Source organism: Actinomadura sp. GTD37 (assembly GCF_041951365.1).
Lineage (GTDB): Bacteria > Actinomycetota > Actinomycetes > Streptosporangiales > Streptosporangiaceae > Spirillospora.
This window is the reverse complement of record NZ_JBGNUS010000010.1, coordinates 20,410-37,768: the sequence shown is the minus strand read 5'-3', so window position 1 is coordinate 37,768 and position 17,359 is coordinate 20,410. Positions and strand designations below refer to the sequence as shown.

Sequence of the window (17,359 nt, the reverse complement as noted above, 5' to 3'; positions counted from 1 at the left end):
CGTCATCCCTTGACCGTCAGCAGCGGCCGCAGTTCCGCGACCGGCGCCGCCACGCCGCCGCCCCGCAGGCTCGCCACGACCGGGCCGATGTCCTTGTAGGCCCACGGCGCCTCCTGCTTCAGGTCGCGCCGCCACGCCGCCATGACGTCGGACCGCCGCGCCGTCGCCGGGTCGCGGTGGTCCAGCGGCGTCACGACCCGGAACTCGCGCAGGAACGCGTCGAGCGCGGCGTCGCCGCCCCGCGCGGACGCGCCGCGCGGGATCCGCCGCCCGGCGCCGTGGCAGGCGCTGGCCAGCGTGCGCGGGCTGCCGTGCCCGCGCAGGACGAAGCTCGGCGCGCCCATGGAGCCGGGCACGATGACGGGCTCGCCCCACATCGCGTAGGGGCCGCCGGCCGTCTCGGCGTGGCCGCCCGCCGGGGTGGCGCCCTTGCGGTGCACGACCCGGTCGCCGTCCCGCCAGAACAGGTTGTGCGGCGCGTCGTACAGCAGCCGCGCCGCCGCGTCCCCGAACTCGGCGGCGAGGCCCGCCCGCATCGTCAGCGACAGGAAGTACCGGTTGCCGGCGGCGAAGTTGGCGGCGTTGCCGAACGCGTCCAGGTACCGGCGGCGGGCGGGCTCGGACCGCTCGTCCAGCAGGAAGGGCAGGACGCCGTTGCGCGGGCGGGGCAGCCCCGCCGGCCAGCCCGCGCGGAGCCCGTCCAGGGCCGTCGCGTTGGCCTGGTGGCCCAGCGACAGCGAGCCGCTGTGCACCATCGTGACGACCGTGCCGGGCGTCAGGCCCCAGGCGTGCGCGGCGGCGGCGTCGTGCACCTCCGCCACGTACTGGAGCTCGGCGAAGTGGTTGCCGCCGCCGATCCCGCCGATGACGCTGTCGTGGCTGGCGGCGCCGGGCGCGCCGCCGGCGCTGCCGACCCAGTCGGCGAACGCGTCCGCCGTCGCCGCCGGGAAGCCGGAGGCGTGCGCGCGGTCGAGGGCGTCGTCGGCGTCGTCGGGGCGGGCGCCCCGCCACGGGGCGGGGCCCGCGAGCAGCAGCCCGGGCAGCCCGTCCCGCAGGAGCGCCTCGCGCTGGACGGGGGTGAGCGCGATGCGGCGCCCGCCCTCGAAGAACAGGTGCCGCAGCCGCCGCTCCAGCGCGTCCAGCCGGGCCCGGACGCGGTCGGCGCGCAGCGCGGTGACCTCCAGCCGCATCCCGCAGTTGACGTCGTTGCCGACCGCCTGCGGGAGCAGCGCGTGCTCGGTCTCCAGGACGGTCCCGATCGGGATCCCGGAGCCCTTGTGGAAGTCGGGGGTGAGGGCGGCGCGGGTGATCCGCGGGGCGGGCCCGTCGTAGCCGGGCGTGGCCTCGGCGAGCCGTTCGAGGGTTTCGGCGGTCTCCAGGAGCGCCAGCGCCTCGGTGACGGCGGCGCGCTCCAGCGGGACGTCCCCGCCGGCGCAGATCTCGACGGGGACGCCGTGCGGGTTGGGGAGGGTGAGCCAGTGCTCGTCCGTGCGGGCGAGCCGGTGGTCTTGACGTGCGGGCATGGGGAAGTCCTTCGGGGCTGCCGGAGAGCGCGCGGTCGAGGCGCGCGGGGAAGAACCGTCCGCCCGGAGGGCGACGGCGGGGGAGCGGGCGGAAGGGCCCGCTCATTCCTCGGGTTCAGCAGCCGCGAGGCGGTGCAGACGTTAGCGCGGGGTCAGCCGCCGGGGAAAGGGGTTTTCGCGGGGACGGCCAGGTAGCGGGTCACCAGGCGGGCGACGAAGTGGGCGAAGGTCTCCGGGGGGCCGGAGGGCAGCATGAGGTGGCTCATCGTCAGCCGCACCGCCGCGTCGGCGACCTCGGTGAGGGCGTCGCGGTCCAGGTGGGGCCACTGCCGCAGCGCGTGCTCGGCGATGCGGGCGCTGGCGGCGAACAGCACCGGCTCGGCCTGCGTGGTGAGCAGCGGGAGCATCTCGTCGCCGCCCGCGCCGGTCAGCACCGCCTTCTTCAGCTGGTCGTCCGCGGACGTCTCCAGCGTGTACGTCACCGCGGCGACCACCGCGGAGTACACGTCGTCGTGCTCGGACAGCACCGTGTCGATGCCGTCGAGGTAGCGCTCGTTGTCGCGGACCACGACCGCCTGGGCCAGGCCCCACTTGCCGCCGAACTCGTTGTAGACGGTCTGCCGGCTGACCCCCGCGGCCTCGGCGACGTCCCGCATGCGGACGGCCCGGTAGCCGCGCTCCACGAGCAGGCCGGCGGCGGCGTCGAGCAGGGACTCGCGCACGGGACGTCCGGCGGTGCCCATGTGTCGTCGTTCCTCCGGAAACTGGTCGGACCTCCATTATCGCCCGTGATCCGGCGGTGCGGCCATCACGCCGTAGCGCCGCCTCCGCGCCGGTCCCGGCGGGTCCGCCCGCCGCCGGGCTCTCTAGAGTGTCGGCCAAGGCGACGTGAGGAGGGCCCGGTGGGCGGGATCCTGGTGGCCAACCGCGGCGAGATCGCGCTGCGGATCGTGCGGGCCGCGGCCGAGCTGGGCCTGCGGACGGTCGCCGTCCACACCCGCGACGACGCCGCGTCGGCGCACACCCGCCGCGCCGACGACGTGCGCGCCCTGCCCGGCGAGGGCGTCGCGGGCTACCTGGACGCGGACGCGCTGCTCGCCGCCGCGAAGGACGCCGGCGCCGCCGCCGTCCACCCCGGTTACGGCTTCCTGAGCGAGAACGCGGGCTTCGCCGCGCGGTGCGCCGCCGCGGGGCTGACGTTCGTCGGCCCGCGCCCGGAGCTGCTGGAGCTGTTCGGCGACAAGGCGCGGTCGCGGGAGCTGGCGCGCGCGTCCGGCGTCCCCGTCGCGCCCGGCACGGACGGCGCGGTGAGCCTCGCCGGGGCCGAGGCGTTCGCGCGCGAGCACGGCACCGTGGTGCTGAAGGCCCTCGCGGGCGGCGGCGGGCGCGGCATGCGCGTCGTCGCGGACCCGGCGGAGACGGCCGCCGCGTACGAGCGGTGCCGGTCGGAGGCGCTCGCCGCGTTCGGCGGCGGCGAGCTGTACGCCGAGAAGTACGTGCCGCGCGCCCGCCACATCGAGGTCCAGGTCGCCGGGGACGGGACGGGCGCGGTCACCCACCTGTGGGAACGCGACTGCAGCGTCCAGCGCCGCCACCAGAAGCTGATCGAGATCGCGCCCGCGCCGGCGCTGCCGGCCGGGGTCCGGGACGCGCTGCTGGCAGCCGCGCTCCGCTTGGCCGCCCGCGTCCGCTACGACGGCCTCGGCACGTTCGAGTTCCTCGTCGCGGGCGAGGAGTTCTGGTTCCTGGAGGCGAACCCCCGGCTCCAGGTCGAGCACACCGTGACCGAGGAGATCACCGGCGTCGACCTCGTGAAGACGCAGATCCGGCTCGCGCTCGGGCGGGACCTCGCGGGCGTGGGCCTCGCCGGGCCGCCGGACGCGTCGGGCTGCGCCGTCCAGGTGCGGGTCAACACCGAGACGATCGACGCGGACGGCACGCCCCGTCCGCAAGCCGGGACGCTGACCGCGTTCGCGCCGCCGTCCGGCCCCGGCGTCCGCGTCGACACCTACGGGTACGCCGGATACCGCACCAGCCTGCGCTACGACCCGCTGCTCGCCAAGGTCGTCGCCCGCGCGGAGGACCTGCCGTCCGCCGCCGCGCGGGCGCACGGCGCGCTCGGCGAGTTCGAGATCGCGGGCGTGGCCACGAGCATCCCGCTGCTCCAGGGGATCTTGCGGCGCCCGGAGTTCACCTCCGGCGGCGCGGACACGTCCTTCGTCGCCGACCACCTGGCCGAGCTGCTGGAGAGCGAGCACCGCCGCTACTACCCCGAGACCGCGGCGCGGGCAGGGGAGCCGGAGGCCGTCGCCGTCCCCGAGGCGCCGCCCGGCACGGTCGCCGTCCCCGCGCCCGTGCAGGGGACGGTCGTCGGCGTGGAGGTGGCCGAGGGCGACCTGGTGAGGGCCGGGGCGCCGGTGGTGATCATCGAGGCGATGAAGATGGAGCACGTCGTCCGCGCGGCCGCGCCGGGCGTCGTCCGGGCGCTGGCCGCCGCGCCCGGGGACACCGTCGCCGAGGGCGCGCCGCTGCTGTTCACCGAGCCCGCCGAAGCGGACGGCGGCCACGCCGCCGAGGAGGACGAGACCGACCTCGACGCGATCCGCGCCGACCTCGCCGAGACGCTGCGCCGGCACGAGGCGGGGCTCGACGCGGCCCGCCCCGGGGCCGTCGCCAAGCGGCGCGCGCGCGGCCGCCGCACCGCCCGCGAGAACATCGGCGACCTCTGCGACCCCGGCACGTTCGTCGAGTACGGCGCCCTCGCGATCGCCGCGCAGCGGCAGCGCCGGTCCCTGGACGACCTCATCGAGCGCACCCCGGCCGACGGCATGGTGTGCGGCATCGGCGACGTCGGCGGCGCGAAGGCCGTCGTCATGTCCTACGACTACACGGTCCTGGCCGGGACGCAGGGCCACCAGAACCACCGCAAGACCGACCGGATGCTCGACATCGCCCGCCGCCGGCGGCTCCCGCTGGTCCTGTTCGCCGAGGGCGGCGGTGGACGGCCCGGCGACACCGACACCTCGTCCGTCTCCGGCCTGGACGTGACGACCTTCCACGCCATGGGGCGGCTCAGCGGCGCCGTCCCGTCCGTCGGGATCGCCTCCGGGCGCTGCTTCGCCGGGAACGCGGCGCTGCTCGGCTGCTGCGATGTCATCATCGCCACCCGCGACGCCAACATCGGCATGGGCGGCCCCGCGATGATCGAGGGCGGCGGCCTCGGCGTGTTCGCCCCGGAGGAGATCGGCCCGATCGGCGACCAGGAGCCCAACGGCGTCGTCGACATCGCCGTCGAGGACGAGGCGGAGGCCGTCGGCGCCGCCCGCCGCTACCTGTCCTACTTCCAGGGCCCGCGGGACGAGTGGGCGTGCGGCGACCAGCGCGTCCTGCGGCACCTCGTCCCGGAGAACCGGATGCGCGCCTACGACGTCCGCCGCGTCGTCGCCCACCTCGCCGACACCGGGTCGGTGCTGGAGCTGCGCCGCGCGTTCGGGATCGGGATCATCACCGCGCTGGTGCGGATCGAGGGCCGCCCGATGGGCCTCATCGCCAGCAACCCGGCGCACCTCGGCGGCGCCATCGACCGCGACGCCGCCGACAAGGCCGCCCGGTTCCTGCAGCTCTGCGACGCCCACGGGCTGCCCGTCGTGTCGCTGTGCGACACCCCCGGCTTCATGGTCGGCCCCGACGCCGAGCGCACCGCGACCGTCCGGCACTTCAGCCGCCTCTTCGTCATCGGCGCGAACCTCCGCGTCCCGGTCATCACGATCGTGCTCCGCAAGGGCTACGGGCTCGGCGCGCAGGCCATGGCGGGCGGCGGGTTCAAGGCGCCGCTCGCGACCGTCGCGTGGCCCACCGGCGAGATCGGCGGCATGGGGCTGGAGGGCGCCGTCCGGCTCGGGTTCCGCAAGGAGCTGGAGGCCGCCGAGGACCCGCGGGCCCTGTTCGAGCGGATGGTCGCCGCCGCCTACGAGTACGGCAAGGCGCTCCACGCGGCCACGGTCTTCGAGCTGGACGACGTCATCGACCCGGCAGGGACGCGCGCCTGGATCACCACGGTGTTCGCCGGAGCCCCGCCGGTACAGGAACGCCCCCGGCCGTGGATCGACACATGGTGACGCCCGGGTAGACGTCGCGCACCAGCGGGTCGGCCCGCACCTCCGCGGGCGCACCGGCCGCGACGACCCGGCCGCCGTCCAGGACGTGCAGGACGTCGCAGACGCCCAGCACCGGCTCCAGCTCCCGCCCGGCCACCAGCACCGCGAGGCCCTCGGCGGCCAGGTCGCGCAGCAGCACCTCCAGCGACCGCGCGTACCGCACGGGCAGCCCGTCCCACGGCTCGTCCAGCAGCAGCACGGCGGGTTCGGCGGCGAGGGCCCGCGCCAGGCCGGCCAGCAGCGCGACGCCGGGCGGCGCCGTCCGCGCGCACCGGTCCGCGTGCTCCTCGATGCCGACGCGTGCGAGGACCTCGTCGGCGCGCAGGCCCGCGTCGCGCCGCGCGTCGAGGCGCCGCCGCCGGCGGTCGCGCGCCGTCCGCCCCGCGTGCCGCCGCGTCATCGCGTGCCGCGCGGCGGCGGCCCGCACGGTCTCCCGGACGGTGCGGGAGGCCGCCCGGCCGCCCGTCCGCCGCGACGCGAGGGCGATGCCGCGGCGGGCCCGCTCGCGCGCGGTGCTGCGCGTCAGGTCGGCGTCGCCGAGGTGGACGGTGCCCGCCGCCGGGCGCCGGAGCCCGATGATCACGTCGTACAGCGTCGTCTTGCCCGCGCCGTCGGGGCCGATCAGCCCGGTCACCGCGCCGGGCGGAGCGGTGAGCCGTGCGCCGTCCACGGCCGTCAGGCCGCCGAACCGGACGGTCACGTCGCGGACCCGGAGTCCCCCTGCGGCGGCCATCGGCACCTCGCGGCTCACTGTGATGCGGATCACTGGCGGATCCACACCCTACTGACGCGCGCGGACGCCCGGCAACGCCTCCCGCCGGCGTTCGCGGCCCGCCGTCAGGGCGCGGCGGGCGGCGCCAGCCGCTCGCGGGTCCACTCCTTCACCCCGGCGACGAACGCGTCGACGTCGGCGGCCTTGCCGGACGCCATCTCGGTGAACCAGTCCGGCACGTACTCCTCGAACCTCCCGCTCTCCAGCACGGCGAGGACGGCGTCGGCGACCTGCCGCGGCGGCAGCGCGTCGGACACGTCGCTCAGCGGCGGCTCGTTGCCGGGCAGCGCGAACAGCTCGGTGCCGGCGATGAGCGCCGGCTGGATCACGTGGGCCTGCACCCCCGTGCCGTCCAGGTCGACCGCCATGCTCTCCCAGAACGCGGTCAGCGCCGCCTTGGACGCGCCGTAGGCGCCCTCGTGCGGCGGGCCGAGCCGCGCCGCGACCGACCCGATCGCCACCAGGTGGCCGTGCCCGCGCCCGATCATGCCCGGCAGCAGGGCCAGCGTGAGCCGCACCGGGGAGGCGTAGTTCAGCCGCATCACGTCCTCGGCCTCGGCGGGGGACAGGTCCTGGACGCGGCGGCGCTTCGGCATCCCCGCGTTGTTGACCAGCACGTCCACGCCGCCGAACGCGCGCTCCACGTCCGCGGCCAGCTCGCCCACCGCGTCGAGGCGGCCGAGGTCGGCGGTCCACATCGCCGACTCGGGGGAGTGCTCGCGGCACCGGGCGAGGACCTGTTCGAGCCTGTCCCCGCGCCGCGCCACCAGCCCGACGCGGGCGCCGGCGGCGGCGAGCGCCTCCGCGACGACCGCGCCGATGCCGGACGAGGCTCCCGTGACCAACGCGGACCGTCCCGTCAAAGTCACCATGCCGCCCAACGTCACACACGCCCGCCCGGCCGGGCAAGGCGAAGCGCCGCCGGGCCCCCGCATCGGCCGGTAAGGTAGTGGGTTTCCCTTGCCGCCCTCTCGCCACCGGAGGTCTGCCCGCATGCCCGCCGCACCCGCCGAACCCGACGAAACGGAGATACTCGCCGCCGAACGCGCCCACCTGGCCGAGTCGCGCACCGCGCTGCGCCGGATGCGCGAGCACGCCGAGAACCTGTCGGCCGACGTCGCCGCCGACTGGGTGTCGAAGCAGTACCTGGAGTCGCTGCTCGACCAGCGGGTCGCCGCCCTCGCCGACCGGCCCGGCACGCCCCTGTTCTTCGGCCGGATGGACCGCGCCGCCGCGGGCGGCCCCGACCTGCCCGCGGTCATGTACGTGGGGCGGCGGCACGTCCACGACGGCGAAGAGGGGCGCCCGCTCGTGCTGGACTGGCGCGCCCCCGTGTCCCGCGCCTTCTACCAGGCCGGGCCCGCCGACCCGATGGGCTGGCGGCTGCGGCGCCGCTTCGGCTTCCAGGCCGGCGAGCTGACCGCGTTCGAGGACGAGCCGCTCGACGGCCCCGGAGGCGGCGGGCAGGGGCCGTCCCGCATCCTGACCGAGGAGATCGAGCGCCCCCGCACCGGGCCGATGCGCGACATCGTCGCCACGATCCAGCCGGAGCAGGACGTGATCGTCCGCGCGGACCTGCCGCGCACGGTGTGCGTGCAGGGCGCGCCCGGCACCGGCAAGACGGCCGTCGGCCTGCACCGCGCCGCCTACCTGCTGTTCACGCACCGGGAACGGCTGTCGCGGTCCGGCGTGCTGATCGTCGGGCCGAACCGGGCGTTCCTCGCCTACATCTCGGCGGTCCTGCCCGCGCTCGGCGAGGTCCGGGTCGACCAGGCCACGATCGACGGCCTGCTCGGCGCGCCGCTCGGGGAGGAGCCGGCGGCGGTCTCCGCCGCCAAGGGCGACGCGCGGATGGCGGACGTCGTCCGCGCGGCGCTGTGGCTGCACGTCCGCAAGCCCGAGGAGGGGCTCGTCGTCACCCGCGGCTCGGCCCGCTACCGGCTCGCCGGCCACGAGGTCCGCGAGATCGCCGCTGAGCTGCGCGGGACCACCCGCTACGGCGCCGGCCGCGCCGCGTTCGCGCAGCGGCTCGCGCACCGGATCCTGGTGCTGATGGAGCAGCGGGGCGAGGCGCCCGACGACCGCGTCCAGGACCAGGTCGCGCGGAGCCGGCCCGTCAAGCAGGTGCTCGACGCGGTCTGGCCGAAGGTGACCGCCGAGCAGGTCCTGCACCGGCTGCTGTCGGACGCCGAGTTCCTGCGGCGGGCCGCCAAGGGCGTCCTGGACGAGGACGAGCAGGCCGCGATCCGGTGGCCCGGGCCGCCGCGCTCGCACCGCTCGGCGAGGTGGACCGCCGCCGACCGCGCCCTCCTGGACGAGCTGAACGGCCTCATCGAGCGGACCGCCTCGCTCGGCCACCTCGTCGTCGACGAGGCGCAGGACCTCTCCGCGATGCAGCTCCGGGCCCTCGGCCGCCGCTGCGGGACGGGCTCGGCGACCGTCCTCGGCGACCTCGCGCAGGGCACGACCGCCTGGTCGGCCCGCTCCTGGGCGGACGTCCTCACCCACCTCGGGCAGGACGGCGAGGTCACCGAGCTGAGCCTCGGCTTCCGCGTCCCGGGCACCGTCCTCGACTACGCCGCCCGGCTGCTCCCGCACGTCGCGCCCGGCCTGGAGCGGCCGCGCTCGCTGCGCCCCGGCGCCGGCGCGCTGGACGTCCGGCGCGTCCCCGACGTGCTCGCCGCCGCCTGCGCCGCCGCCCGCGCGGCGCTGGACCGCCCGGGGTCGGTCGGCCTGATCGTGCCGGACGCCGCCGCGGCCGCGCACGCGGCCGCCCTCGCGGACGCCGGGCTGGAGAGCGAGGTCCTCGGCCCCGAGTCCGACGGCGCCGCGCGGCTGCTCGTCATCCCCGCGACGCTCGCCAAGGGACTGGAGTACGACCATGTGATCGTCGCCGAGCCCGCCGCGATCGCCGCCGCCGAGGCGCGCGGCCTGGCCCGGCTGTACGTGGCGCTGACCCGCGCCGTGACGTCCCTGACCGTCCTCCACCGGGACGATCTCCCGGCCGAACTCGTGGCGTCGTAGCCGGGCGGGGCGCCCGCGTGTTCACCGAGACCGCCGGGCCGCGGCAGGGCCACCGGGCGCACTACCCGCGCGCCGCCGCCTGATCCGGGCACGTGCACGGGCGCAGCCCGTCGAAGGCGATGCGGAGGACGTCCTCGCGGGCTCCGGCGCGCCCGGCCGCGTACGACATGCCGGCCAGCAGCGCCATGACCTCGGCCGCGCCGACGTCCGCGCGGACGGCCCCGGCCTCCTGCGCCCGTTCGAGGAGGGCGCCGAGCGCCGCCTTCAGGCCGGGCCCGGCCTCTCCCGTGGCCGCGCGAGCGTCGACGCCCGCCTCGGCCAGCGCCTCGGTGACGGCCTGCTTCGCCGCCGCCTGGGACACGACCCGGGAGAAGAACGCGAAGAACGCCTCGCCCGGATCGGCGGCCGACCGCAGGTCCTCGGCGTCGCGGGCCAGCCGCTCCAGCAGCGCGACCAGCACGGCCTCCAGCAGCGACTCCTTGGTCGGGAAGTGCCGGAACACCGTGCCGATCCCGACGCCCGCCTTGCGCGCGACCTCCTCGGTGGAGGCCGAGGTGCCCTGGACCGCGAAGACCTCCTCGGCCGCGGCGAGGACCCTGGCGCGGTTGCGCAGGGCGTCGGCGCGCAGCGGCCTGCCGGACGCGGGTGATGTCATCGCGGCCTTCCGTTGACAAGTGGAGTCTTTACTCCGTATTTTCTCATACGGAGCACGAACTCCGATTGTAGGGGAGAGCCATGTCCGAGTTCGCCACCCCCCGGGCCGTCTTCCAGCGGCTGCTCGACGGGATCACCGCGCTGCAGCCCGAGGGGCTGCCGCGCCTGTACGCGGAGGACGCGGTGGTCGTGCACCCGTTCGCCCACCCCGCCTCCCGCCTGGAGGGCCGCGAGGCGCTCCGCGCGCACTTCGCGCGACTGGAGGTCCTGCCCATGGAGATCAAGGCGCGCAACGTCGTCGTCCACCAGACCGCCGACCCGGAGGTCATCGTCGCCGAGTTCGAGTACGAGGGGCGCAACACCGAGACGGGCCGCGAGTTCGTCGTGCCCAACATCTTCGTCCTGCGCGTCCGCGACGGGCACATCGTCGAGTCCCGCGACTACGCCCACCATCGCGCGTTCGACGAGGCGATGGCGTGACGGGCCCCGGAGCCGCCCCCCGTCCCGGAGCCGCCCCCGGCGGCGCGACGCCGCGCGAGGTGTTCGCGCGGCTCGGCGCGGGCATCTCGGCGGGCCGCTGGCACGAGCTCGCCGCCCTGTACGCCGAGGACGCGGTCGTCGACCAGCCGTTCGCGCTCCCGCCCGCGCCGCCGCGGCTGGCCGGCCGCGCCGCGATCGACCGGCACTTCCGCGCCGCGGCCCGCGGCCCCCTCGCGCTGCGGGCCCGGAACGTGGTGGTGCACGACACCGCCGACCCGGAGGTGATCGTCGCCGAGTTCGACTACGACGGCCGCGTCGCCACGACCGGGCGCGCCTTCCGCGTCGCCAACATCCAGGTCCTGCGGATACGGGACGGCCTGATCGTGGAGACGCGCGACTACCACGACCATCCGGGCCTGGCCCGCGCGATGGGCCGGGGCGTGGGCGGTTGACTCGCCGTCCCGGCGGTTCCTAGGCTGGACGGACCATACCGACCGGTTGGTATGTCCCTGTGCGGGCGGCGCCTCCGCCGCCCGCCGCCCCGCGCGGAGGTTCGCCCTGTGAGCACAGCACCGCCCGGCGCCGACGAGCTGAGCAGGCGGGTCGGCGAGTTCCTCGCCGCACACGACCCCTCGGCCACGGCGCCCCTGGACTTCCTGCGCGCCCGGTTCGACGCCGGGCTCGCCTGGGTCCACTACCCCGAGGGGCTCGGCGGGCTCGGCGCCCCCCGGCACCTGCAGTCCGCCGTGGACCGGGCGTTCGCCGAGGCCGGCGCGCCGACCAACCGCCCCGAGCGCAACGGCATCGGCCTCGGCATGGCCGCGCCCACGATCCTCGCCTTCGGCACCATGGAGCAGAAGCGCCGCTTCCTGCGCCCCCTGTGGACCGGCGAGGAGCTGTGGTGCCAGCTGTTCAGCGAGCCCGGCGCCGGGTCCGACCTCGCCGCGCTCGCCACCCGCGCCGTCCGCGACGGCGACGCCTGGACGGTCGACGGCCAGAAGGTCTGGACGTCCATGGCGCACGAGGCGCGCTGGGCGATCCTCGTCACCCGCACCGACCCGGACGTCCCCAAGCACCGCGGCATGACCTACTTCGTCTGCGACATGACCGCGCCGGGCGTCGAGGTCCGGCCGCTGCGGCAGATCACCGGCGAGGCCGAGTTCAACGAGGTGTTCCTCACCGACGTGCGGATCCCCGACGAGCACCGGCTCGGCGAGGTCGGCCAGGGCTGGCAGGTCTCCACCACGACGCTGATGAACGAGCGGGTCGCGATCGGCGGCGGCGCCGCGCCGCGCGAGAGCGGCATGATCGGCGTCGTCGCCGCGCTGTGGCGCGACCGGCCGGAGCTGCGCACCCCCGGCCTGCACGACGCCGTGCTGCGGGCCTGGGTGGAGACCGAGGCGGCCCGGCTCACCGGCGCGCGGCTGCGCCAGCAGCTCACCGCCGGGCAGCCCGGCCCCGAGGGCTCGGGCGCCAAGCTGGCCTTCGCCAGGCTCAACCAGGAGGTCTCCGGCCTGGAGCTGGAACTGCTCGGCGAGGACGGCCTGCGCTACGACGACTGGACGATGCGCCGCCCCACCGAGGTCGACTTCACCCGCCGCTCGCCCGGCTACCGCTACCTGCGCGCCAAGGGCAACTCCATCGAGGGCGGCACCTCCGAGATCCTGCGCAACATCATCGCCGAGCGCGTCCTCGGCCTGCCCGGCGAGATCCGCGTCGACAAGGACGTGCCGTGGAAGGACCTGCCCAAGTGAGCGACCTTCTCTACTCCGAGATCGAGACCGACCTGCGGGCGGGCGTCCGCGAGATGCTCGACGACAAGGCGCCCTGGGCGTCCGTCCTCGCCGGGACGGAGCAGGACGAGCCCTACGACGCGGCGCTGTGGCGCGCCGTCGCCGTCCAGCTCGGCTGCGCGGGGCTGCCCGTGCCCGAGGACCTCGGCGGCGCGGGCGCCACCTGGCGGGAGACCGCCGTGGTGATGGAGGAGCTCGGCCGGTGCGCCGCGCCCGTCCCGTTCCTGACCAGCTCGGTGGTCGTGACCGCCGCGCTGCTGGCCGCGGGCGAGCGCGAGCTGCTCGCCGGGCTGGCCGCCGGGGAGCGGATCGCGGTCCTCGCCGTCCCGTTCAGCACCGCGCCCGGCGGGGCGGCGGCGGCCGTGCGGGCCGCGGACGGGAGGCTGACGGGCGGGATCACCAGCGTCGCCGACGGCATGGCCGCCGACGTGCTCCTCGTCCCGGCGGACGGCGGACTGTACGCGGTGGACGCCGCCGAGGCCCGCCGCACTCCGGTGACCTCGCTCGACATGACCCGGCGGCTCGCCGACATCGCCCTGTCCGGCGCGCCCGCCCGGCGGGTCGCCGAGGGCGCGGACGCCGTCCGGGCCGGCCTGCTGACCGGCGCGGCGATGCTGGCGTCCGAACAGCTCGGGCTCGCCGAACGCTGCCTGGACGACACCGTCGCCTACGTGAGGACGCGCTACCAGTTCGGCCGTCCGGTCGGCTCCTACCAGGGCCTCAAGCACCGGCTCGCAGACCTGTGGACGTCGATCACCCAGGCCCGCGCCGTGGCGCGGCACGCCGCCTCCTGCGCGGCCGCCGGCGACGCCGACACGCCGATCGCGGTGGCCGTCGCGCAGGCGCACTGCTCGGCGGTCGCCGTCAAGGCCGCGGAGGAGTGCGTGCAGATGCACGGCGGCATCGGGTTCACCTGGGAGCACCCGGCGCACCTCTACCTGAAGCGCGCCAAGGCCGACTCCATCGCGCTCGGCACACCCGGCCACCACCGGGCCGCGCTCGCGGCGCTGGTCGGCCTGCCCCCGGCCTGACCCTCCGGGCGGCCCCGCCTCCGCAGGCGGGGCCGCCCGGCCGGTCTGCGAAGGCGTGTCGGCCGGTGACGGTGCGTTAGCCGGTGATGACCGTGAGGATCCGCGAGCCCTCCGGGAAGGCGCCGCGTTCGGCCAGCGCGAGGACGCCGGACATCATCTTCGCCGTGTAGATCCGGTCGAGGACGATCCCGTGCCGGGCGGCGAAGTCCTCGACGAACGCGTCCAGCTCCGGGGTCCCCCTGGCGTAACCGCCGAAATGGAAGCCGTCCTCGACGCGCCAGTTCCCGCGCCGCTCGCCGTACGCCTCGCGCTGGAGCCGCTCGACCTCGCCGTCCATGAAGCCGCCCCTCAGCACGGAGAAGCCGAGGGCCCGCTGGTCCGGGGCGAGGCCCGCGGCCAGCCCGGCGAGCGTCCCGCCCGTCCCGCAGGGGCAGCAGACCACGTCGAACCCCGGCACCTCGGCGCCGAGCTCCGCGCAGCCCTGGACGGCCAGGGCGTTGCTGCCGCCCTCCGGCAGCAGGTAGAAGTCGCCCCACCGGTCGCGCAAGGCGTCCACGACGTCCGGCTCGTGCTTGCGCCGGTAGGTGGTCCGGTCCATGTAGGCGAGGCGCATGCCCATCCGCTCGGCGCGGGCCAGCGAATCGTTCAGCGGGAGACGCTCCTCGCCGCGGATCACCCCGATGGTCGCGAAACCGAAGATCTTCCCGGCCGCCGCGGTGGCCCGGACGTGGTTGGAGTAGGCGCCGCCGAAGGTGAGGACCGTCCCGTGCGCGCGGGCCGGCCCGATGTTGTGCCGGAGCTTGCGCCATTTGTTGCCGGGCAGCTCCGGATGGATCAGGTCGTCCCGCTTGAGGAACAGCCGCAGCCCCCGCCGCGCCGCGCGCTCGTCGGCCAGCTCCACCACCGGGGACGTCATCGCGGCGCCGGCAGCCCGAGCCGCTCGCGGACCGTCCGCTGCACCTCCCCGATGCCCGGCCGCGCGTCCACGGTGACCACGTACTCCTTGCGGCCGAACAGCTCCAGGATCGGGTCGGTCTTCTCGTGGTAGTCGCGCAGCCGCCCGGCGAGCGCCTCCTCGGTGTCGTCCTCGCGGGTCACCAGCTCGCCGCCGCACACGTCGCAGCGGCCCTCCTGGGTGGGGCGGTCCGCGATCAGGTTGTAGTCCATCCCGCACCGCGAGCACAGCCGGCGGCCCAGCACCCGGCGGCGGACCTCCGCGTCCGGCAGGTCGAGGTGGATCACCCCGTCGATGTCGTAGCTCTCCAGGAAGAACTCGGTCTGCCGCCGGCTGCGCGGGAAGCCGTCGACGATGAACCCGTAGTTCCAGTCGTGCTGGTCCAGGCGCTGCCGGACGACGTTCTCGGCCAGGTCGTCGCCGACCAGCTCACCGGCCGCCATGGTCCGCCGCACCTGCGCGCCCAGCTTCGTGTGGTTCTTGACGTGCCAGCGGAAGATGTCCCCGACGCTGATGTGGACGATGTCCAGATCCCGCGCGAGCAGCCCGGACTGCGTGCCCTTGCCGCTGCCGATGGCGCCGATGATGACGTACTTGCGCATGCGGCAAGCCTATGCGGGCCGCCGCCCGGCGGCGGCGCGCCGGATCAGAGCGGCAGCCGCAGCCGCCGGCCCAGCCTGCGGAAACGCGAGCCCGCGGCGTGCTCGGGCGACTCGTCCCGCGCGGTCAGGCCCTCCAGCAGCGTCTCGAACGAGGGCTGCTGGACGCACACCAGCGTCGCGCGGGCCCGCCGGGCGCAGTGCAGCCGCACCGACGGCCGCAGCAGCCGGGAGAACAGGCCGCGCGTCCCGTGCCCGACGACCAGGATGTCGTCGTCGCCCGCCAGCCGCACCAGCGTGGCGCCGGGCTCGCCGACCAGCGCGAGCGCGGTCAGCTCCACCCCGTCGGGCGGGCCGCCGGACACCTCGGCGAGCAGCCGCGCGATCAGCTCGGCGCCCGAGCCGCGCAGCGCCTCGGTGATGCCGCAGCCGAGCTGCCCGGCCGCCGACACGTGCGGCGGCAGCGGCGCCGCGTGCGCGACGAGCAGCGGCAGCCGCCGCAGCCGCGCCGCCCCGATCGCCCAGGAGAGCGCGCAGCGGGCGCCCGCGGAGTCGTCCACCCCCACGACGACGCGGGGGCCGCCCTCCGGTCTCGCGATCACGATCCCTCCTGTGCGCCGGGTGCCGGCTGTCCGCCAGGTGCCAGCAGTTTAGGCATACCCTCCCCGCGAGGGGAGTGCCACGTTTGGGAAAGACCGGTTTGCGATAAAGGCGTGGCCGCTGGACCGGCCGCCGCCGCGCGCGGCACACTGCGGGTATGGGCACACCGCACGAGACCGACCCGTCCTGCGCCGTCGCGCACGGCGACGCTCCGCCCGAGGCGGAGCAGCGGACGCTGGTGGCGGTGTTCGCCGGCGCGGTCGCCGACCATCTGCTCCGCTACGGCGCCGACCTCGGGTACCGGACGTTCCTCGTCGACCCCGACAAGGGCCGCGAGGGCGCCGTCGACCTGCCGCCCCTCGACGGCGCCGCCGACGTCGTCGTCACCGACCACCACCGCCCCGAGCTCGGGCCCGTCCTGCGCGACGTCCTGACGCAGCCCGTCCGGTGGGTCGGCGTCATGGGCAACCCGCGGCACCCCGCCCCGCACATCCCGGCGCTGACCGAACTCGGCGTCCCCGCGAGCGACATCGCCCGGGTGCACCGCCCGATCGGCCTGAACATCGGCTCCCGGACGCCGGCGGAGATCGCCATCGCCGCCCTCGCGGGCCTGATCGCCGACCGCAACGGCCGCCCCGGCGGCTTCGGGTTCTAGTGCGGGCGCCCTAGTGCGGGCGGTCGCCTACGACGCCTTCGCCGCTCCGATGGACGTCCGCGACCTGCCCGACCCGCGGGTGCCGCCGGGCGGCGCGGTGATCCGCGTCGAGGCGACCGGCGTCTGCCGCAGCGACTGGCACGGCTGGCAGGGCCACGACCCCGGCATCCGCGCGTTCCCGCACGTCCCCGGGCACGAGCTGGCCGGGACGATCGAGGCGACCGGCGCCGGCGTCACCCGGCACCGCCCCGGCGACCGGGTGACCGTGCCGTTCGTCTGCGCCTGCGGCCGCTGCCCGTCCTGCGCCGCCGGAGACCAGCAGGTATGCGAGTCCCAGACCCAGCCGGGCTTCACCCACTGGGGCTCGTTCGCGCACTACGCCGCCATCGACAACGCCGACACCAACCTCGTCGGCCTGCCGGACGAGATGTCGTTCACCACCGCCGCCGGGCTCGGCTGCCGGTTCGCCACCGCGTTCCGGGCCGTCACGGCGCGGGGCCGCGTCACCGCCGGCCAGCGGGTCGCCGTGCACGGCTGCGGCGGGCTGGGCCTGTCCGCCGTGATGATCGCCGCGGCGGCGGGCGCCAGGGTGGTGGCGGTCGACGTGTCGCCGCAGGCCCTGGAGCTGGCGCGCCGCTGCGGGGCGTCCGCCGTCGTCGACGCGTCCGGCCACGACGACGTCGCCGGGGCCGTCCGCGACGCCGCGGGCGGCGGCGCGGACGTGTCCCTGGACGCGCTCGGCAGCCCCGCGACCGCCCGCGCCTCGATCGAGTCGCTGCGCCGCCGCGGCCGGCACGTGCAGGTCGGGCTGCTGCCGCCCGGCGCCGGGCGCGCCGACCTCCCGATGGACCGGGTCATCGGCTGGGAGCTGGAGATCGCCGGCAGCCACGGGATGGCCGCGCACGCCTACCCGCCGATGATGCGGCTGATCCGCGCCGGGACGCTGCGCCCCGACCTGCTGGTCGGCCGCGTCCTCACCCTCGACGACGCCCCCGCCGCGCTCACCGGGGCGACCGGCCCCGGCATCACCATGATCGAACCCCACCGGCGGCGCGGGGCGGAGCGGGCGGCCGGGAGGTAGCGGCGCCACGCGGGCGCGGGCGCGTAAAATTCGGA

General features: G+C 76.4%; 16 protein-coding genes. 8 read left to right on the top strand and 8 right to left on the bottom strand.

Annotation, left to right across the window (positions count from 1 at the left end; translation table 11 throughout):
• Nucleotides 1–2 precede the first annotated feature (2 nt).
• A complete protein-coding gene (locus ACA511_RS35045) occupies nucleotides 3–1,523 on the bottom strand; it encodes an RtcB family protein (RefSeq protein WP_375029007.1) in 1,521 nt (506 codons plus the stop codon).
• A gap of 152 nt (nucleotides 1,524–1,675) precedes the next feature.
• Nucleotides 1,676–2,266, bottom strand: coding sequence for a TetR family transcriptional regulator (locus ACA511_RS35040; RefSeq protein WP_375029006.1), 591 nt, complete (start codon nucleotides 2,264–2,266; stop codon nucleotides 1,676–1,678).
• A gap of 159 nt (nucleotides 2,267–2,425) precedes the next feature.
• On the opposite strand from ACA511_RS35040, the gene ACA511_RS35035 reads away from it, so the two are divergent.
• Nucleotides 2,426–5,641 (top strand): carboxyl transferase domain-containing protein, encoded by a 3,216-nt coding sequence (locus tag ACA511_RS35035; RefSeq protein ID WP_375029005.1) that lies wholly within the window; start codon nucleotides 2,426–2,428, stop codon nucleotides 5,639–5,641.
• Here ACA511_RS35035 and ACA511_RS35030 read toward each other — a convergent pair.
• Both ACA511_RS35030 and ACA511_RS35025 read right to left on the bottom strand, forming a co-directional pair.
• Nucleotides 5,574–6,446: an ATP-binding cassette domain-containing protein gene (locus ACA511_RS35030; RefSeq protein ID WP_375029004.1), complete on the bottom strand. Its 873-nt coding sequence runs from the start codon at nucleotides 6,444–6,446 to the stop codon at nucleotides 5,574–5,576. The genes ACA511_RS35035 and ACA511_RS35030 overlap by 68 nt on opposite strands.
• Before the next feature lie 71 nt (nucleotides 6,447–6,517).
• Nucleotides 6,518–7,324, bottom strand: coding sequence for an SDR family NAD(P)-dependent oxidoreductase (locus ACA511_RS35025; RefSeq protein WP_375029003.1), 807 nt, complete (start codon nucleotides 7,322–7,324; stop codon nucleotides 6,518–6,520).
• Nucleotides 7,325–7,445: 121 nt separating this feature from the next.
• On the opposite strand from ACA511_RS35025, the gene ACA511_RS35020 reads away from it, so the two are divergent.
• Nucleotides 7,446–9,476, top strand: a complete 2,031-nt coding sequence (locus tag ACA511_RS35020; RefSeq protein ID WP_375029002.1) for a HelD family protein — start codon at nucleotides 7,446–7,448, stop codon at nucleotides 9,474–9,476.
• Between the two features lie 61 nt (nucleotides 9,477–9,537).
• On the opposite strand, the gene ACA511_RS35015 is transcribed toward ACA511_RS35020, so the two are convergent.
• Complete coding sequence (locus ACA511_RS35015) at nucleotides 9,538–10,131, bottom strand: TetR/AcrR family transcriptional regulator (RefSeq protein WP_375029001.1); 594 nt, start codon at nucleotides 10,129–10,131, stop codon at nucleotides 9,538–9,540.
• Nucleotides 10,132–10,211: 80 nt separating this feature from the next.
• Here ACA511_RS35015 and ACA511_RS35010 point away from each other — a divergent pair, with 80 nt between their 5' ends.
• The 4 genes from ACA511_RS35010 to ACA511_RS34995 all read left to right on the top strand — a co-directional run bounded on the left by ACA511_RS35010 (nucleotide 10,212) and on the right by ACA511_RS34995 (nucleotide 13,434).
• Nucleotides 10,212–10,610 (top strand): nuclear transport factor 2 family protein, encoded by a 399-nt coding sequence (locus ACA511_RS35010; protein WP_375029000.1) that lies wholly within the window; start codon nucleotides 10,212–10,214, stop codon nucleotides 10,608–10,610.
• On the top strand, nucleotides 10,607–11,062 hold the full coding sequence (locus tag ACA511_RS35005) for a nuclear transport factor 2 family protein (RefSeq protein ID WP_375028999.1): 456 nt from the start codon (nucleotides 10,607–10,609) through the stop codon (nucleotides 11,060–11,062). The genes ACA511_RS35010 and ACA511_RS35005 overlap by 4 nt, the downstream gene beginning before the upstream one ends.
• 108 nt (nucleotides 11,063–11,170) lie before the next feature.
• On the top strand, nucleotides 11,171–12,364 hold the full coding sequence (locus ACA511_RS35000) for an acyl-CoA dehydrogenase family protein (protein ID WP_375028998.1): 1,194 nt from the start codon (nucleotides 11,171–11,173) through the stop codon (nucleotides 12,362–12,364).
• Entirely contained in the window at nucleotides 12,361–13,434 is a 1,074-nt protein-coding gene (locus ACA511_RS34995; protein ID WP_375028997.1) for an acyl-CoA dehydrogenase family protein, read from the top strand. The genes ACA511_RS35000 and ACA511_RS34995 overlap by 4 nt, the downstream gene beginning before the upstream one ends.
• A 76-nt stretch (nucleotides 13,435–13,510) precedes the next feature.
• Here the strand turns inward: ACA511_RS34995 and ACA511_RS34990 are convergent, their stop codons facing one another.
• From ACA511_RS34990 to ACA511_RS34980, 3 genes are read right to left on the bottom strand one after another with little or no spacing between them, the layout of a single operon-like run.
• Nucleotides 13,511–14,350, bottom strand: coding sequence for a 1-aminocyclopropane-1-carboxylate deaminase/D-cysteine desulfhydrase (locus ACA511_RS34990; RefSeq protein ID WP_375028996.1), 840 nt, complete (start codon nucleotides 14,348–14,350; stop codon nucleotides 13,511–13,513).
• The gene (locus ACA511_RS34985) at nucleotides 14,347–14,991 is read right to left on the bottom strand and encodes an adenylate kinase family protein (RefSeq protein ID WP_375028995.1); all 645 of its coding nucleotides are present in this window, start codon (nucleotides 14,989–14,991) and stop codon (nucleotides 14,347–14,349) included. The genes ACA511_RS34990 and ACA511_RS34985 overlap by 4 nt, the downstream gene beginning before the upstream one ends.
• 44 nt (nucleotides 14,992–15,035) lie before the next feature.
• Nucleotides 15,036–15,590 (bottom strand): universal stress protein, encoded by a 555-nt coding sequence (locus tag ACA511_RS34980; protein WP_375028994.1) that lies wholly within the window; start codon nucleotides 15,588–15,590, stop codon nucleotides 15,036–15,038.
• Between the two features lie 155 nt (nucleotides 15,591–15,745).
• On the opposite strand from ACA511_RS34980, the gene ACA511_RS34975 reads away from it, so the two are divergent.
• Both ACA511_RS34975 and ACA511_RS34970 read left to right on the top strand, forming a co-directional pair.
• Nucleotides 15,746–16,243 carry an XdhC family protein gene (locus tag ACA511_RS34975; RefSeq protein ID WP_375028993.1) on the top strand — a complete coding sequence of 166 codons (498 nt, stop codon included), beginning with the start codon at nucleotides 15,746–15,748 and terminating at the stop codon, nucleotides 16,241–16,243.
• A gap of 13 nt (nucleotides 16,244–16,256) precedes the next feature.
• Nucleotides 16,257–17,324 (top strand): zinc-dependent alcohol dehydrogenase family protein, encoded by a 1,068-nt coding sequence (locus ACA511_RS34970; protein ID WP_375028992.1) that lies wholly within the window; start codon nucleotides 16,257–16,259, stop codon nucleotides 17,322–17,324.
• Nucleotides 17,325–17,359 lie beyond the last annotated feature (35 nt).

Bases quoted from the DNA above. Each gene is read 5' to 3' on its own strand.
- ACA511_RS35045 (WP_375029007.1), bottom strand. From the start codon at position 1,523: ATGCCCGCACGTCAAGACCACCGGCTCGCCCGCACGGACGAGCACTGG.
- ACA511_RS35015 (WP_375029001.1), bottom strand. From the start codon at position 10,131: ATGACATCACCCGCGTCCGGCAGGCCGCTGCGCGCCGACGCCCTGCGC.
- ACA511_RS34975 (WP_375028993.1), top strand. From the start codon at position 15,746: ATGGGCACACCGCACGAGACCGACCCGTCCTGCGCCGTCGCGCACGGC.
- ACA511_RS35010 (WP_375029000.1), top strand. From the start codon at position 10,212: ATGTCCGAGTTCGCCACCCCCCGGGCCGTCTTCCAGCGGCTGCTCGAC.
- ACA511_RS34985 (WP_375028995.1), bottom strand. From the start codon at position 14,991: ATGCGCAAGTACGTCATCATCGGCGCCATCGGCAGCGGCAAGGGCACG.
- ACA511_RS35020 (WP_375029002.1), top strand. From the start codon at position 7,446: ATGCCCGCCGCACCCGCCGAACCCGACGAAACGGAGATACTCGCCGCC.
- ACA511_RS34990 (WP_375028996.1), bottom strand. From the start codon at position 14,350: ATGACGTCCCCGGTGGTGGAGCTGGCCGACGAGCGCGCGGCGCGGCGG.
- ACA511_RS35025 (WP_375029003.1), bottom strand. From the start codon at position 7,324: ATGGTGACTTTGACGGGACGGTCCGCGTTGGTCACGGGAGCCTCGTCC.
- ACA511_RS35040 (WP_375029006.1), bottom strand. From the start codon at position 2,266: ATGGGCACCGCCGGACGTCCCGTGCGCGAGTCCCTGCTCGACGCCGCC.